Below are 15,052 nucleotides of genomic sequence, written 5' to 3'. Positions count from 1 at the left end.
GAGATGGCTTTAGCAGCAGATATTAAAGCACAACTCGCTCAATACCTCGATTTATTGGAAGGAGATCTTGTCCTCGCGGTCAGCGCCGGGACAGACTCCGTTTCTCTTGAGATGAGCGAGCTCGTCGAAGAAATCGCGAGCATGTCAACACGCATCAGCATCGAACAGGCGGCCTTGCCGCGGACACCAAGCTTCAGCGTCAATCGTGTCGGTGAAGAGAGCGGCATTACATTTGCCGGGATTCCACTCGGTCACGAGTTCACGTCCCTCGTCTTGGCGTTACTCCAAGTCAGCGGTCGCGCGCCGAAAATCGACGCCGCACTGATCGAACAGATCAAAGGTATCAAAGAAACGTATCATTTCGAATCGTACATCAGTCTCAGCTGCCACAACTGTCCGGATGTCGTTCAAGCCCTAAACGTCATGAGTGTCCTGAACCCGAACATCAGCCACACGATGATTGACGGCGGTGCCTTTAAACAGGAAGTCGAAGCAAAAGAAATCATGGCTGTCCCGACTGTCTTCGTCAACGGCGAAGCATTCGGAAACGGTCGGATGTCGCTCGAAGAGATTCTTGCGAAACTCGGCACAGGTGTCGATGCTTCAGACTTCGCGGATAAAGACCCGTACGACGTTCTTGTCGTCGGTGGCGGTCCTGCCGGTGCCAGTGCTGCGATTTATGCGGCACGTAAAGGTATCCGGACGGGAATCGTCGCGGAACGTTTCGGCGGTCAAGTCATGGATACGATGAGTATCGAGAACTTCATCAGCATGAAGTATACGGAAGGTCCAAAACTCGTCGCGAGTCTTGAAGAACACGTCAAAGAGTACGGCATCGATGTCATGAACCTGCAACGGGCGACGCGTCTTGAGAAAAAAGACCTCGTTGAGTTGGAGCTTGAAAACGGTGCAGTCTTGAAAACAAAGAGTCTGATCCTCTCAACAGGAGCACGCTGGCGCAACATCGGTGTGCCGGGCGAACTTGAATTCAAGAACAAAGGGGTTGCGTACTGTCCTCACTGTGATGGTCCACTCTTCGAAGGAAAACGTGTTGCGGTCATTGGCGGCGGGAATTCCGGTGTCGAAGCGGCGATTGATTTGGCCGGTCTCGTCAAACATGTGACGGTGCTTGAATTTGCACCGGAACTGAAGGCAGACGCGGTCTTACAAGACCGTCTCGCGAGTCTTCCAAACGTCACGGTCGTGGCCAACGCCCAGACGAAGGAAATCACGGGTACGGATAAAGTGAACGGCATCACGTATGTCGAACGCGAAACAGGTGCTGAGCACCATGTCGAGCTCGAAGGTGTTTTCGTCCAGATTGGTCTTGTGCCAAACACAGACTGGCTCGGCGAAACTATCGAACGCAACAAGTTCGGTGAAATCCTTGTTGATCGTCATGGCGCAACGAACATCCCGGGTGTCTTTGCAGCCGGCGACTGTACGGACAGTGCTTACAAACAGATCATCATCTCGATGGGATCAGGTGCTACCGCTGCACTCGGTGCCTTCGATTACATGATTCGGAACTGATTATCGAAACGCTTTGCTTCGGCAAGGCGTTTTTTTGATTGCAAAATCTAACATAAACAGAATCTCCGTCAACTAAAGAGGATTTTTCCCGTGCTTTTCTCGGGCGAGGCGCAAGCCGCGGCTTTTGCGACCAGCAGGTCTTAAAGCCGGGTCTCGCCTGCCTCTGACAGCGCGTAAACGCGCTTTTTCCCGTAGAAGTCACGAGAAAGCCTCTTTTGACGATGTGCTTTCATCATTGGAATGAGAAGTTCAAACTGACCTCTATAAATTGTTCGAAATTGACACTTTTAGCTAGACCAGTTATCTGATAGATTGAGAGTATTCAAAATCTATCATAAAGAAGGTCTGACACATGCAAAAAGCAGCACCGTATTCAAGCACTCGTACCCGGCAACTCGTCATCACTTCAATGTCGATTGCACTTGTTTTTGTTGCTACATTTTTCATTAATATTAAATTGCCGATTGCGGCAAATGGCGGACTCGTCCACATGGGAACAGCGATGTTGTTCCTGATCGCAATTCTCTTCGGACCTCGGACAGCAATGATTGCCGGTGCAGTTGGGATGGGACTTTTCGATATCATGTCTGGTTGGGCACTTTGGGCGCCTTTCTCCTTTGTCGGTCGCGGTTTACAAGGATTCATCGTCGGTTGGATTGCTTGGACATATGGACGTAACGGAACAAAGCCCGGTGTCAATCTGCTTGCTATGATTGCATCGGTTCCCGCCATGCTCGCTGTCTATTATATCTGCGAAGGGATTTTGTACAGTAACTGGGTAGCTCCAGCATTATCGATTCCAGGTAACATCACACAAAACGTCGTCGGAATTCTTGTCGCGATTCCAGTCGGGATTGCCCTAAAGAAAACACGTTTCTTCCGTCAACGAGGCTGACTTCACACAAACAACCCCGCTCTCTTCAAGAGAACGGGGTTTTGTTATTTTATATAATGTGTTTAACGAATCGGCTGTGCTTCCGTCAATTCGAGTGTTTTTGTTGTTTCGGCGTGGATTTGATCAAAGAGTTCCGGATTCGCGACGAGTGACGTGCCGTACGACGGAATCATTTCTTTGATTTTCGCTTCCCAGCTAGGCAGTTGATCCGGGAAACACTTGGCCAGCACTTCCAGCATGACCGGTACAGCTGTTGAAGCGCCTGGTGACGCACCGAGCAACGCTGCAACCGAACCGTCTGCCGCGCTGACGACTTCCGTTCCGAACTGAAGTGTCCCCTTGCCTTGCGGTGTATCTTTGATGACCTGAACCCGTTGTCCGGCAACGACGACATCCCAGTCTTCCGTCTTCGCGTTCGGAATGAACTCACGCAGTTCGTTCATCCGCTGCTCCGTCGACAGTAAGACCTGTTCGATCAAGTACTTCGTCAATCCCATCTCTTTTGCGCCTGCCGCAAGCATCGTCAAGACGTTATTTGGTTTGACCGATGTGATTAAATCAAGATTCGATCCCGTTTTGAGGAACTTCGGCGAGAAGCCGGCGAACGGTCCGAATAACAATGATTTTTGACCGTCGATGTAACGTGTATCCAAGTGCGGGACAGACATCGGCGGTGCGCCGACTTTCGCTTTCCCGTAGACTTTCGCATGATGACGCTCGGCGATTTCCGGGTTTTTACAGACGAGGAATAAGCCGCTAACCGGGAATCCGCCAATCTGTTTCGACTCCGGAATCCCTGTTTTTTGAAGCAATGGCAGACTGCCGCCACCACCGCCGATAAAGACGAACTTCGCGGTATGATGTTCAATCCGGTTGTCGCGTTCGTTTTTGACTTTGATTTCCCAGCCGCCGTCGACCCGTTTCAAGTCTTCGACACCGTGACCGTAGTTGATTTCGACATCGAGTTGTTTCAAGTGATCAAACAGGATCCGTGTCAGTGCTCCGAAATTGACGTCTGTTCCCGAATCGATTTTTGTTGCTGCAATCGGCTCCGGTGACGTCCGGCCTTCCATGATTAACGGAATCCACTGCTTCAGCTGTTCCGGATCTTCCGAAAACTCCATCCCTTTAAACAACGGATTAGCTGATAGCGCTTCCAATCGTTTTTTCAGGAACGTGACGTTTTCCGCGCCTTCGACCATACTCATATGTGGAATCGGCATGATGAATTCTTTCGGATTCGGCAAGACTTGTTCTTTGACGAGGTGCGACCAAAATTGGCGCGACAGTTGGAACTGTTCGTTGACCTTAACGGCCTTGCTGATGTCGATCGTTCCGTCGGCATTTTCCGTCGTATAGTTCAGTTCGCACAGTGCTGCGTGACCTGTCCCCGCGTTGTTCCATTCATTTGAACTTTCTTCCCCAGCACTCGCTAACTTCTCGAATACTTTAATGTTCATGTCTGGCGCAAGCTCTTTTAATAAGACCCCTAGTGTTGCGCTCATGACTCCGGCACCAATTAAAATAACATCTGTTTGTTTAGGCATACTGCTCATGATATCCTTCCTATCCCCGTTTGATATTATGGACCTGTCATACCAGTTGAAAGCGCTCGTATGACGACAACTTACCTTTCCAGTATAACCCTATCACAGGTCGTTCATAAATTAAAATATCGGGTGTTTCCCACTAAAAATAAATCTGCTTTCCCTGAATTGAATGCGCACATCCTAAGACATACTTTCAGGGAAAGCGGATATATACTCTTATAGAAGAAAAAGGGGGAACGATTCATGGCGACACGCTGGATTTTCGGCAATCAACTCAGTCACAGCTTACCGCTTCTGACGGAAGCCGATCCGAAAGAGGACATCATCCTGATGGTCGAAGCAACGTCCCGCTCGACCTGGAAAGCGTATCATAAACAAAAACTGGTGCTGATTTTTTCAGCGATGCGTCATTTCGCAGACGAACTTCGGGACAAAGGATTTACGGTCGATTACCGGGAAGCGGACTCGTTTGACGAAGCGTGGAAGCAGCACCAAAAGACGTACCAACCGACGCATCTCCTGTATACAGCTATCACAGACGAACCGATGCGCCGTGCCCTGCAAAAATTTCAGGATACTCTCGCGAAAACGATCACCGTCGACGTCTGTTCCGACGTTCCGCTCTTTTTATTGACGCAGGACGAAGCCATCGCACTGCTAGGGGATAAACCGTGGAAGATGGACCGGTTTTACCGGCAGCTTCGCAAAGACCATCGCTTGTTGATGAATGGAAATAAACCGGTCGGCGGAAAGTGGTCGTTTGATGCGGAGAATCGGAAATCGGCGAAGGATGGTGTGGATTTTAAAGCACCGATCCGATTCCGACCGGATCAGATCACGCGTGATGTCATCCACAAAGTCGAGACGACGTTTGCCGATCATCCAGGTCAGATTAAAACGTTCCACTGGCCGGTCACCCGAACAGAAGCCCAGCGCGCGCTCGCCCGGTTCATTGAGGAACGGCTAGAGACATTCGGCACTTATCAGGATGCGATGCTAACGGGAGAGGATACGTTATCGCACTCCCTGCTCTCTTCATCCATCAATATCGGGTTACTGTCACCTAACGAAGTCATCAAAGCGGCGGCCGCCGCACTGGAAGAGCAGGACGCACCTCTCAATGCCGTCGAAGGATTCGTCCGGCAGATTCTCGGTTGGCGCGAATACATGCGGGCGGTTTATTTAAGTGAAATGCCGGGGTACGAACAGGTCAATGTCCTCAAACACAACCGTGACTTGCCGGACTTCTTCTGGGATGGTGAGACAACGATGACGTGTGTCGCGGAGTCGCTGCGACCTGTCATCGAAAATGCGCACAATCACCACATTCAGCGGCTGATGGTACTCGGGAACTTTGCCAATCTGTTTGAGATTTCCCCGCAGCAGACGGCGGATTGGTTCAACGAAATGTACATCGATGCCTATGACTGGGTCGTCCTACCGAATGTGCTCGGGATGGCCTTGCATGCCGACGGCGGTCTCCTGTCGACGAAACCGTATATTGCCTCAGCGAACTATATCCATAAGATGAGCGATTACTGCGGGAACTGTCCCTTTAATCAGAAGGATGCGCTTGGCGACAACGCCTGTCCGTTCAACGCCTTATACTGGGACTTCATCGCCCGGCACGAGGAACGGTTCTCCGGCAACCAACGGATGTCGATGATGTACCGGCAGTGGGCAAAACGGGACAAAGCGGATCAGCAGGCGATTCGCAAAAAGGCGACCGCCTTGAAGAAACAGCTGACGGATGGAGCGTTTCACAGCTGAGTATCGTCTCAACAAATAAGACCCGGTTCCCTGCCTTACTTGGCGGGGAATCGGGTCTTGGTTTATTTCCTTGATGCATTACGCACTGTGACGCTCTGCTTTTTGATGTTTTTTCGTCCGCAGCTGATACAGGATAAACAATCCGATGAACCAGACCGGTGTCAGGAGCAAGGCCGGACGTGTTTCGTCCGCGACAAGCATGACGATTAAAATCAGTGTAAACAGACCGAGCACGAGGTAGTTGACGAACGGTGTCAACGGCGCTTTGAATGTTGAGGCGGCATGCAATTCCGGCTGTGTTTTCTTGTATTTCAAGTGACAGACGAGAATGACACCCCAGACCCAAATGAAACAGATTGCACTGATCGTTGTGACGATGCTGAACGCTTGTCCCGGAAGTAGTTTACTCAACAGAGCTCCACCCGAGACAACCAATGTCGAAACGAACAACGCATTCGCCGGCACGTGGTTTTTGTTGAGCTTCGAAAACGATGCCGGTGCCTGTTTTTGATTTCCGAGATTATAGAGAATCCGGCTCGTCGAGAACATCCCGCTGTTACAAGCAGATGCAGCCGACGTCAGGACGACGAAGTTAATGATTCCGGCCGCGACCGGAATCCCGATCAGACTAAAGGTTTTGACGAACGGGCTTTCCGTTGCGTTCAGTCCGGTCCACGGATTGATCATTAGAAGGACCAATAAGGCACCGACGTAGAAGAAGAGAATCCGTAACGGAATCTTGTTGATTGCGGACGGAATGTTCTTTTTCGGATCCGCCGTCTCAGCGGCCGAGACACCGACCAGTTCAACACCGACATAGGCGAAGACGACCATTTGGAACGACAACAGGAATCCGGTGACACCGTTCGGGAACATCCCGCCGTGCTGCCACAAGTTCTTGACCGTGACCGGTCCTGCATCCGTATTAAAGCCGATCACAAGCAGGACGATTCCGACGCCGATCAAGGCCAAAATCGTGACGACTTTGATCAAGGCGAACCAAAACTCGAGTTCTCCAAACAGTTTGACCGTCAGGAGATTAAAGCCGAGTAAGATCAACAGGGCGATAACGGCCGGAATCCATTGCGGGATATCAAACCAGTATTTGACGTAAACACCAACGGCGATCACGTCGGCCATCGCTGTCATGATCCAGCAGAACCAATACGTCCAGCCGGTTACGAACGCGGCGCGCGGTCCGAGATAATCTTCCGCGATATCCGTCAGGGACTGATAACCGGCTTTTGACAACAGTAACTCTCCGAGTGCCCGCATGACGAAGAAAATCGCAATCCCGACAAGCAGATAAGCAAATACAATCGATGGACCGGCCAACTGAATCGCTTTCCCCGACCCTAAAAACAACCCCGTTCCGATCGTTCCACCAATCGCAATCAATTGGACATGACGATTCGATAAATCCCGCTTTAATCCTTGCTGTTCCAAACCTGAACTCCTCCTTTGATAATCTCTCTGTTTCCCCCGGTCAGACTGTTCTGTCAGTCCAACAAAAAAAGAGACTGGACGGGTGTCCAATCTCAAAAAAATCATCAGAATAGCAAATAATCATTTTCCGGTCGGCAAAGCCAACACAAAAAATAAAGATTTAGTACTCTTCTGTCCTTTTGCCTGAGATTGTGAACCCTTCGGCGCCGTTTACACGGTCTCTCCAGAAGCTGCTCCTGCCATAGTGTGACCCATGACAATCATAGCTTTCTCTTTTTATTCGGTTGCTGAGGTGACATAATCACCTGAATTGTTTTTAATACTAGTAATCTTATGATTGTTTGTCAACCATTTTGTGTAATTCTTTCATTTCTTGTTTCATAACGTGAAACAGGACTTTGCGTACGTTTTCCAGAAGTCTCCTACAAAGACTACAGCAGGAGGAGGAACTGATCGTGAAGACATATTATGTCATCCGCCATTGCGAAGCAACCGGACAAGCACATGATGCTCCGTTGACGAAACAAGGTTACAAACAAGCAGACGCACTCACCGGTTTTTTCAAAACCATCCCAGTCGACCGGATTTTATCCAGTCCGTTCCGCCGGGCACAGGAAACGATTTTACCTGTCGCCGCTCTCCAGGATTGTCCGGTTGAAATCAAGGATCAGCTCCAAGAACGAATCCTCAGCACCTCGCCATTAAGCGATTGGTGTTCCGCTTTACAAGAAACGTTTGTCGATTTCGATCTCCGCTTTCCCGGCGGTGAATCGAGTCGTGAAGTGATGGAGCGGATGACGTCTGCTCTGAAAGAAGCATCGTTGCATCCGGCCCGTCATACGGTGCTTGTGACACATGGAAACGCAATGGCTTTATTGTTGCACACCATCGATTCAACCTTTGGCTACGATGACTGGCAGCAATTGCAGAACCCTGATGTGTACCGTCTCGTTCAGACTGCCGACGGGATGACCTGTGAACAGATGACGCTTCATCAAACCAAAACGTAAACAAGTGACAGACATTTTTTCAAGTATTCGATAAACGCATACAATTACTTTTGATCTATTCTTTTAACTTATGGAAAACATAAGAATTATCTATTTTACTTCCCCTTCGAACTCGACTACATTTAACGAATTGATAACAAAGTGAAGTAGTTCGAATCCCTGTCAGACAGGGATTTATCTTAAGAAAAGAAGGCGTACATTAGTCTACACAATCTAATCATGCACGAAAAGGGTATTTGATGATGGCCGTTCTCTGGTTCGCTTATGCGACGTTCACCATGAATTGGGTCGCCGGGTCTTCCTTGACACCACAGATCACGGTCCATTTTTTCGATGACCGGACCGTCAATCCGTTGATTTCGCAACTCGTCAAATATTCGATTACGACGGCACGTGTCTTCGCGAACATCTTGACGGCACTCATCCTGATGAAGCTCGGACCAAAAAAAAGCACCGATGCTGGCCCTGTTGTGCCTGATGATGTCAATCATCGCCACCTATCTTCTAAACTACTGGGCGTATACGGCAGCCCGGATGATCATCGGACTTGGGGGCTCGATGGTCGTCGTTTTCCTCAGCTGTTCGACGTACCTGATCTTTAGTTTCTTTTTACCGGAAACCAAACCGAAACAATCGGTTCCGGCTTCGAAAAAAACAGCCTGATTGCAAACGATCCCCAGTGTCGCACGCGACCTGGGGATCGTTTATTTTTGGTGGGCGCCGTATTGATGGCGCAGTATGAATAACAACCGGATCAACGGTTCATGGTACGAAATGAACGTTCCTTCCCGTATGCCGGCAATGATGTCGTCTTCCGTCGCCCACTTGACGGCTTGGACTTCTTCTTCCTGTAACGTCAGTGTCGTCAGATCAACGTCTGTTTCGATTAAGTAATAGTCGTCAAACCCGACTTCAAACGGAACCGTCAACTGCGGACGCCGTCCGGCGAACGAAAGGGACAATCCGAGTTCCTCAAACAATTCGCGTTCCGCCGCCGTTTGACTTGTATCGCCCGCTGTCGCACTGCCGCCGACGCTGAGGTCCCACATGTTTGGCCAGCCCTCTTTGAACGGCTGACGGTGCTGAATCAACATCTGTCCTTGTTTATTGAACAAGCAGATGTGGACAGTAAGATGGTAATCTCCGTCTTTTAATTCTGTTCCGCGCGGCCAGGTCCGCCCTGTTTTTTCGCGGTCTGCCGTATAAATATCCCATCGTTCCATTTACTTCTTCCCCCCTGCCCAATTGTCCGCAAACAGCGTCGCGACAGTTTTGTCTGCTTTCGCCCGATCGAGTCCGAGGACGACACTTAAAAACAGTGTCTCCGCCGCCTCATCAAACAGTGTCAGTTCGTACTGTTTTCCGAAACGGACCCACCGTCTTTTGCCTTGCCCGATTTTATTTCCCTGATACGTGACACTAAACGTCATCGTCGCCCAGTTGATGTCGATTTGCAGGTCCCGACTGTCAATCCGATAATCCGCAAACATCAAAAATCCTGTTTTTTGAATGGTCGCAACGACACGCCCGTCGACTTCCACAAGGATATGCGGCAACATGCTGAATGTCTGTTTCGTTACGCGGCCGACCTCGGCTTCTTCCTGTACGAGTTGCCAGTTTTTCTGCATTTGCAACAACTGTCCGGTCACTTCATGCGTGACGTGTCCGGCTTCGTCTTGGATTGTAAAACGTCGTTTCAACTCCATCGTCTGCTTCATCAAAAGTGATTTCATGCTTCTCTCCTGTTCTGTTAAGATGATGCGTTTGCCGCATCATCTGCCTTCACACAATCAATTGCAACGACGAGTGCAATCAGAATCGTCTCCATCGCGGCATCGATTACCTGAATTTCATAGCTGTCGCCAAACGACAACCACTTTTTCTCAACCTGTCCAACGACTTCCCCTTGCCGCTTGACCTGGAAATCCATGTCCCACCAGTTTCCGTCAATCTCGATTCCGGCTGCGTCAATCGTATAACGGGCTTTGAACAACGAAAATTCCTTTTCAATCGTCATCGTTTGTCCATCAACCTCAACAAAAAACTTCGGTCGGAGACTGAGCGTTTTTTTCGTGATCGTTGCAATTTCTTTCCTGTCCGTCGTCGTAATCGAAAACGACTTCGGAATTTTCATGAAGCTGCCTTCGACGAGATACTGATCCTGCTCCTGTTCATTCTTGATCGAAAAACGGCCTCGTAAACTGAGTGCTTTTTGTTTCATGTACAGTGTATGCATGGAGAACTCATCCTTTCCTGGCGACTGTGTTACACCTATTACGACATAACCGGACTAAAAGATTCATTTCTGCTTTCCTTTATGTGGTTTCGCCAAACGGCTTCAACATTCCCGCCTGCAAAGCTTGTCTCCTTGCACTTTTTGTCCAATACGCTTAAAGTATATAGTTGATGAAATTTTAATTGAGCAAAACGAATTACCTTAAGGAAAGGGTTTTATATACGATGAAAAACAACTTTTGGCAGGACCTGCCACGACCATTTTTTGTACTTGCACCAATGGAAGATGTCACCGATGTCGTCTTCCGTCACGTCGTTGCGAAAGCAGCGCGACCGGATGTCTTCTTTACTGAATTTACGAATACGGAAAGTTATTGTCATCCGAAAGGCAAACAGAGTGTCCGCGGACGACTCGAGTTCACGGAAGATGAACAGCCGATGGTTGCCCACATCTGGGGCGACAAGCCGGAATATTTCCGTGAGATGAGTATCGGGATGGCGGAAATGGGCTTTAAAGGTATCGATATCAACATGGGCTGCCCGGTGCAAAACGTCGCCGTCAACGGAAAGGGATCGGGGCTGATCAACCGTCCCGATGTCGCCGCTGAACTGATTCAAGCAGCAAAAGCCGGCGGTTTGCCCGTCAGCGTCAAAACACGTCTCGGTTACTCGAAAGTCGAGGAGTGGCACGACTGGTTACGCCATATCCTCGAGCAGGATATCGCCAACCTGTCGATTCACCTGCGGACGCGTAAAGAAATGAGTGCGGTCCCGGCCCACTTCGAACTGATTCCGGAAATCAAGAAACTTCGCGATGAAGTGGCACCGCAAACGCTCTTGACGATCAATGGAGACATCAACGACCGCCAACATGGGCTTGAACTCGTCGAGCAGTATGGTGTCGACGGCGTCATGATCGGACGCGGAATTTTCCATAACCCGTTTGCGTTCGAAGTTGAAAAGAAAGATCATTCGAGTGAAGAATTACTTGATCTGTTACGTCTGCAACTCGACCTACACGATCAGTATTCAGCTGAATTCGAACCGCGTCTTTTCAAGCCGCTCCGCCGGTTCTTCAAGATTTATGTCCGCGGTTTCCGCGGTGCCAGCGAATTGCGTGCCCGTTTGATGGACACGAATTCAACGGATGATGTTCGGGCACTCCTTGACGAGTTCGTCGAACAGGAAGGCATTCACGCCGTCAATTCGTTTTCGATTTAACTTAATCATGCAAAAGAGCAAGGCCCCGCGCCTTGCTCTTTTTTTGGAGTTAGTTCGCTTCCGCTTCCAATCGAATCTTTAAACAGGTCAATTCAAACGGTGTGTCGCACGTGACACGCTCCAAGCGGCGTTTCCCGACCCGTCGATCGAGCAACGCAAAGCCGCGGATAAAGGCATGCGGATGCGTTAACGCTTCTTCAATCGAGAGCGTCGGATACAGCAGCAAATCCTGTTGCACGTCATAATTGGCGTGCCACCCTTCTTCCTCCAACTCACGTTCAATCTGCTTATATAATGCACGCGATGTGTTGAACCAGTCCGATTGAAAAATCTCCAACGTGATGCGCTCCGGTTTTTCCGGCAATTGAGCCTTCGCCAGCTCATAACGACGGTCCGCTTCGAACGTAAACCGCAAATCCTCCGCCCGGAAAATTTCTTCCCCGTCCAGTGTCATCCAGACTCGGGCTTCGCCGTCATGAAAATGCCGGTCAACTGTGGCATACAAATCGAGACGCGGTCGAAGTGACGGCGCGACGAACGATAATATCTGCTTTTTCATTTTTGAGAATTGCATCGGGTCCTCCTTTAAAACGCGTTAAACACCAGGCAGCAACTGACTGCCTGGTGTTTAAGTTTACCCGTTTTTCATATGGAACGATTCCGTTAACGTAAAGGTGATGTTTTTGAGCTCAAGCCCGCCAAGTGCAAAGTACAGCTTGAAGTAGTTGTGCGGATTAAAGACGAAGACGTCTTTCGTCTGCGTCACCCATTCGCCGTTTGTCCCGTTAAACGTAAACGTCGCGACCGGCATGTTGTTCGCAAACAACGTCACCGGCATAGGACCGGGCTTCAAACGTGACGTGGTACATCCCGGTTTCTTCCGCCGTGACGGCGAAGACATGACTGCTTCCGGTCGACGTATCGAGTTCGTCGAAGACGATCGGAACACCACTCTGAAGTTGCTGATGCGTCACGGCTTGTTCGTTGAGATCATCCGTTTCTTCCGGTAATCCGGTGACGTCGACTGTTACTTCCTGACCAAGCGTCCGCTCCATGACCGGTGACCGCAGGATGAACTGACAGATATTCGCCGCACTTCGTAACAACTCCGCCCGTGTCAACGTCCCTTCTGCAAGCGACGACAGCGTATCATCCTCAAACGGATTCGCACCCGGTTCTCCGACGACCATATAGAGATCGTTTTGCGAACGAACCATCGTCGCCGTCTGTTGCCGGTTGGCTTCTGTTTCTTCGGTATTGATCTTCGCCCACCAGTCGGTCATGACGACACCATCAAAGCCCCACTCATCACGGAGAATCCGGGTATTCTGATCATACAAGCCAGCGGTCCACAGACCGTTGACGGCACCGTAGGTCGTCATAACGGCATACGCCTGCCCCCGTTTGACGGCATGCTCAAATCCTTTCAGATAAATCTCACGCAACGCCCGCTCCGAGACGATCGAATCGAGATCATGACGATGGAATTCCTGATTGTTGGCACTTAAGTGTTTGAGTGTTCCCGTCACCCCGACCCGGTGCATCCCGTCGAGCTGGGCGACGGCCATCATCCCCGTTAAATGCGGATCTTCCGAGAAGTATTCGAAGTTCCGGCCGTTGAGCGGATGACGGTGGATGTTCATGCCAGGTCCAAGCAACGTGTCGATGCCGTTTTTCCGGAGTTCAAGCCCTGTCATTTCAAATAAGTCCGCAACTAAATCGAGGTTGAACGTTGAGGCGACGAGCGTTCCGTTCGGCAGAGAGAAGGCTTTGGTTCCGATATCCATCCGGATGCCGGACGGACCGTCGGCACAGCAGGCTGCCGGAATCCCGAACGCTGTCAACCGGTCGGTGACACCGCCAAAGGCAGCCGCTGTTCCCGGAGTAACGCGTGGGGAGTTCATTCCTTCACCGCGGACGATCGCTGCCAGATCTTCATCTGTTAACTGATCGAGGAACACGTCGAGCGACGTCTTCTCTTCGTAGACATCCTTCAGGGTCAGTCCCTGGTCGTCCGAATACGTTCGTGCTGCCGGTCGTTCGGCTAAGCGACGAGCTTCCGGATCAATCGTCCGCAGTGGTGTTGCTTCGTACGTGACGTCATACCCGGTCTCCGTCTGTTGCGGCTTTAACCGGTCGAATGCCGTGACCGGTGCCATGTTTTCACTTAACGTCTCAATGACACGTAATGTCTCGATCGTTTGTGTCGCAACATGCGCCGCTGTCCGGACGTCTGTGCCGGCGTATAGATGATAAGCACCCGCTTCGATGACGTAAGACGATTTATGTCCCGTCACACCGGAATCATCGTAACTTGCATATTCCGTCAGCGGAACGGTCAGCGTTAACGTTTCCTGTTGGCCCGGTTCAAGCTGTTGCGTTTTCGCAAACGTCACAAGTCCGCGTGCCGGATTGCCGAGTTGTCCCTGCCGTTTTTCAAGATACACCTGGACGACTTCTTTCCCGCTATGCGTCCCCGTGTTCATGACGGTGACCGTTAACGTGACCTGTTGCTCCGTCATGTCGACCTTGTCAGTTACGACATCAAATGTCGTATACGATAAGCCGAATCCGAACGGATAAAGAACATCGTCTTTCGCAAACGTCTCGAAGTAACGATACCCGACGTAGATGTCTTCCTTGTAGATCGCCCGGTCTTCGTGACCGAAGTACGGCGTCGACGGATACGCGTCGAGTGAACGGGCAATCGTATCCGGCAGTTTCCCGGATGGTGTGACTGCTCCCGTCAAGAGATCAACCAACGCATTACCGCCTTCCATCCCGCCTTGCCATCCGTACAGGATTGCACTCGGATTGAAATCAAGCGCCCACTGCATGTCGATGACATTGCCGACGTTTAATAAGACGACGGTCTTCGGGAACGCTCCCGAGACTTTTTCGATCAGTGTCAATTCGACGTCCGTCAGCAGGTAACTGCCGGGATCCGCTGTATTATCGCGGTCTTCACCGGCCGTCCGGCCAATCATGATGATGGCAACGTCCGATTGCGACGCTGCGTCTGCGACGACTTCATCCGTAACCGGCATTTCTTCCTGTGACCATGGTTCCGCCGCCCAGCCTTCGCCTTTATCAAACGGATGATCTTTCAGCCAGACTTCATAGACGTCGAGCAACGACTGGTTTACCGTCACATCCGGATGTTGTTGCAACGCTTCGAGCGGACTTGTCACGTGCGTGACGTTGACCATTCCGCCGGACCCTGTTCCGCTTTTATAATAATTGAACTGATTACGTCCGAACACCGAGACTGTTGTTCCTGCAGGCAACGGCAACGTCTGCTTGTCATTTTTCAGCAGGACCGCCCCTTCTGCGACCGTCTGCCTTGCCAGTGCCGTATAGGCGTTCCAATCTAATGTATATGTCGTCATCGA

General features: G+C 50.5%; 15 protein-coding genes and 1 riboswitch. Of the genes, 6 read left to right on the top strand and 9 right to left on the bottom strand.

Annotation, left to right across the window (positions count from 1 at the left end):
* Positions 1-3: 3 nt before the first annotated feature.
* Positions 4-1,533 carry an alkyl hydroperoxide reductase subunit F gene (gene ahpF / locus ABIC15_RS10645; protein ID WP_012371861.1) on the top strand — a complete coding sequence of 510 codons (1,530 nt, stop codon included), beginning with the start codon at positions 4-6 and terminating at the stop codon, positions 1,531-1,533.
* A gap of 352 nt (positions 1,534-1,885) precedes the next feature.
* Positions 1,886-2,428 (top strand): ECF transporter S component, encoded by a 543-nt coding sequence (locus ABIC15_RS10640; RefSeq protein WP_012371862.1) that lies wholly within the window; start codon positions 1,886-1,888, stop codon positions 2,426-2,428.
* A 62-nt stretch (positions 2,429-2,490) separates the two neighbouring features.
* Here ABIC15_RS10640 and ABIC15_RS10635 read toward each other — a convergent pair whose 3' ends face one another.
* Complete coding sequence (locus ABIC15_RS10635; RefSeq protein ID WP_354020663.1) at positions 2,491-3,984, bottom strand: malate:quinone oxidoreductase; 1,494 nt, start codon at positions 3,982-3,984, stop codon at positions 2,491-2,493.
* Between the two features lie 237 nt (positions 3,985-4,221).
* Here ABIC15_RS10635 and ABIC15_RS10630 point away from each other — a divergent pair, with 237 nt between their 5' ends.
* Positions 4,222-5,748: a cryptochrome/photolyase family protein gene (locus ABIC15_RS10630; RefSeq protein ID WP_354020662.1), complete on the top strand. Its 1,527-nt coding sequence runs from the start codon at positions 4,222-4,224 to the stop codon at positions 5,746-5,748.
* Between the two features lie 78 nt (positions 5,749-5,826).
* Here the strand turns inward: ABIC15_RS10630 and ABIC15_RS10625 are convergent, their stop codons facing one another.
* A complete protein-coding gene (locus ABIC15_RS10625) occupies positions 5,827-7,194 on the bottom strand; it encodes an amino acid permease (RefSeq protein WP_354020661.1) in 1,368 nt (455 codons plus the stop codon).
* A 161-nt stretch (positions 7,195-7,355) separates the two neighbouring features.
* A riboswitch (glycine riboswitch) is annotated at positions 7,356-7,431 on the bottom strand.
* A gap of 218 nt (positions 7,432-7,649) precedes the next feature.
* On the opposite strand from ABIC15_RS10625, the gene ABIC15_RS10620 reads away from it, so the two are divergent.
* Complete coding sequence (locus ABIC15_RS10620; RefSeq protein WP_354020660.1) at positions 7,650-8,204, top strand: histidine phosphatase family protein; 555 nt, start codon at positions 7,650-7,652, stop codon at positions 8,202-8,204.
* 262 nt (positions 8,205-8,466) lie between these two features.
* On the opposite strand, the gene ABIC15_RS10615 is transcribed toward ABIC15_RS10620, so the two are convergent.
* Positions 8,467-8,613, bottom strand: a complete 147-nt coding sequence (locus ABIC15_RS10615; RefSeq protein WP_354020659.1) for a hypothetical protein — start codon at positions 8,611-8,613, stop codon at positions 8,467-8,469.
* 47 nt (positions 8,614-8,660) lie between these two features.
* Here ABIC15_RS10615 and ABIC15_RS10610 point away from each other — a divergent pair, with 47 nt between their 5' ends.
* Positions 8,661-8,867, top strand: a complete 207-nt coding sequence (locus ABIC15_RS10610) for a hypothetical protein (protein WP_354020658.1) — start codon at positions 8,661-8,663, stop codon at positions 8,865-8,867.
* 41 nt (positions 8,868-8,908) lie between these two features.
* Here the strand turns inward: ABIC15_RS10610 and ABIC15_RS10605 are convergent, their stop codons facing one another.
* From ABIC15_RS10605 to ABIC15_RS10595, 3 genes are read right to left on the bottom strand one after another with little or no spacing between them, the layout of a single operon-like run.
* Complete coding sequence (locus ABIC15_RS10605; RefSeq protein ID WP_026831620.1) at positions 8,909-9,427, bottom strand: NUDIX hydrolase; 519 nt, start codon at positions 9,425-9,427, stop codon at positions 8,909-8,911.
* A complete protein-coding gene (locus ABIC15_RS10600) occupies positions 9,428-9,937 on the bottom strand; it encodes an LURP-one-related/scramblase family protein (protein ID WP_012371868.1) in 510 nt (169 codons plus the stop codon). It lies immediately after the preceding gene.
* Positions 9,938-9,954: 17 nt separating this feature from the next.
* Positions 9,955-10,440: an LURP-one-related/scramblase family protein gene (locus ABIC15_RS10595; protein WP_354020657.1), complete on the bottom strand. Its 486-nt coding sequence runs from the start codon at positions 10,438-10,440 to the stop codon at positions 9,955-9,957.
* A gap of 224 nt (positions 10,441-10,664) precedes the next feature.
* Between ABIC15_RS10595 and ABIC15_RS10590 the strand changes: the two genes are divergently transcribed.
* Positions 10,665-11,660 (top strand): tRNA dihydrouridine synthase, encoded by a 996-nt coding sequence (locus tag ABIC15_RS10590; RefSeq protein WP_026827057.1) that lies wholly within the window; start codon positions 10,665-10,667, stop codon positions 11,658-11,660.
* Between the two features lie 49 nt (positions 11,661-11,709).
* On the opposite strand, the gene ABIC15_RS10585 is transcribed toward ABIC15_RS10590, so the two are convergent.
* From ABIC15_RS10585 to ABIC15_RS10575, 3 genes are read right to left on the bottom strand one after another with little or no spacing between them, the layout of a single operon-like run.
* Positions 11,710-12,234: an SF0329 family protein gene (locus ABIC15_RS10585; RefSeq protein WP_354020656.1), complete on the bottom strand. Its 525-nt coding sequence runs from the start codon at positions 12,232-12,234 to the stop codon at positions 11,710-11,712.
* 60 nt (positions 12,235-12,294) lie between these two features.
* The gene (locus ABIC15_RS10580) at positions 12,295-12,498 is read right to left on the bottom strand and encodes a hypothetical protein (RefSeq protein WP_354020655.1); all 204 of its coding nucleotides are present in this window, start codon (positions 12,496-12,498) and stop codon (positions 12,295-12,297) included.
* Positions 12,446-15,049, bottom strand: a complete 2,604-nt coding sequence (locus ABIC15_RS10575) for a glycoside hydrolase family 3 protein (RefSeq protein ID WP_354020654.1) — start codon at positions 15,047-15,049, stop codon at positions 12,446-12,448. The genes ABIC15_RS10580 and ABIC15_RS10575 overlap by 53 nt, the downstream gene beginning before the upstream one ends.
* Between the last annotated feature and the right edge of the window lie 3 nt (positions 15,050-15,052).

Source organism: Exiguobacterium sp. PvP048 (genome assembly GCF_040549175.1).
Classification (GTDB): domain Bacteria; phylum Bacillota; class Bacilli; order Exiguobacteriales; family Exiguobacteriaceae; genus Exiguobacterium_A; species Exiguobacterium_A artemiae.
The sequence above is the reverse complement of the archived record's forward strand: the minus strand, read 5'-3'. Positions and strand labels throughout refer to the sequence as shown.

Bases quoted from the DNA above. Each gene is read 5' to 3' on its own strand.
- ahpF (WP_012371861.1), top strand. From the start codon at position 4: ATGGCTTTAGCAGCAGATATTAAAGCACAACTCGCTCAATACCTCGAT.
- ABIC15_RS10640 (WP_012371862.1), top strand. From the start codon at position 1,886: ATGCAAAAAGCAGCACCGTATTCAAGCACTCGTACCCGGCAACTCGTC.
- ABIC15_RS10635 (WP_354020663.1), bottom strand. From the start codon at position 3,984: ATGAGCAGTATGCCTAAACAAACAGATGTTATTTTAATTGGTGCCGGA.
- ABIC15_RS10630 (WP_354020662.1), top strand. From the start codon at position 4,222: ATGGCGACACGCTGGATTTTCGGCAATCAACTCAGTCACAGCTTACCG.
- ABIC15_RS10615 (WP_354020659.1), bottom strand. From the start codon at position 8,613: ATGTTCGCGAAGACACGTGCCGTCGTAATCGAATATTTGACGAGTTGC.
- ABIC15_RS10610 (WP_354020658.1), top strand. From the start codon at position 8,661: ATGCTGGCCCTGTTGTGCCTGATGATGTCAATCATCGCCACCTATCTT.
- ABIC15_RS10605 (WP_026831620.1), bottom strand. From the start codon at position 9,427: ATGGAACGATGGGATATTTATACGGCAGACCGCGAAAAAACAGGGCGG.
- ABIC15_RS10600 (WP_012371868.1), bottom strand. From the start codon at position 9,937: ATGAAATCACTTTTGATGAAGCAGACGATGGAGTTGAAACGACGTTTT.
- ABIC15_RS10595 (WP_354020657.1), bottom strand. From the start codon at position 10,440: ATGCATACACTGTACATGAAACAAAAAGCACTCAGTTTACGAGGCCGT.
- ABIC15_RS10590 (WP_026827057.1), top strand. From the start codon at position 10,665: ATGAAAAACAACTTTTGGCAGGACCTGCCACGACCATTTTTTGTACTT.
- ABIC15_RS10585 (WP_354020656.1), bottom strand. From the start codon at position 12,234: ATGCAATTCTCAAAAATGAAAAAGCAGATATTATCGTTCGTCGCGCCG.
- ABIC15_RS10580 (WP_354020655.1), bottom strand. From the start codon at position 12,498: ATGCCGGTGACGTTGTTTGCGAACAACATGCCGGTCGCGACGTTTACG.
- ABIC15_RS10575 (WP_354020654.1), bottom strand. From the start codon at position 15,049: ATGACGACATATACATTAGATTGGAACGCCTATACGGCACTGGCAAGG.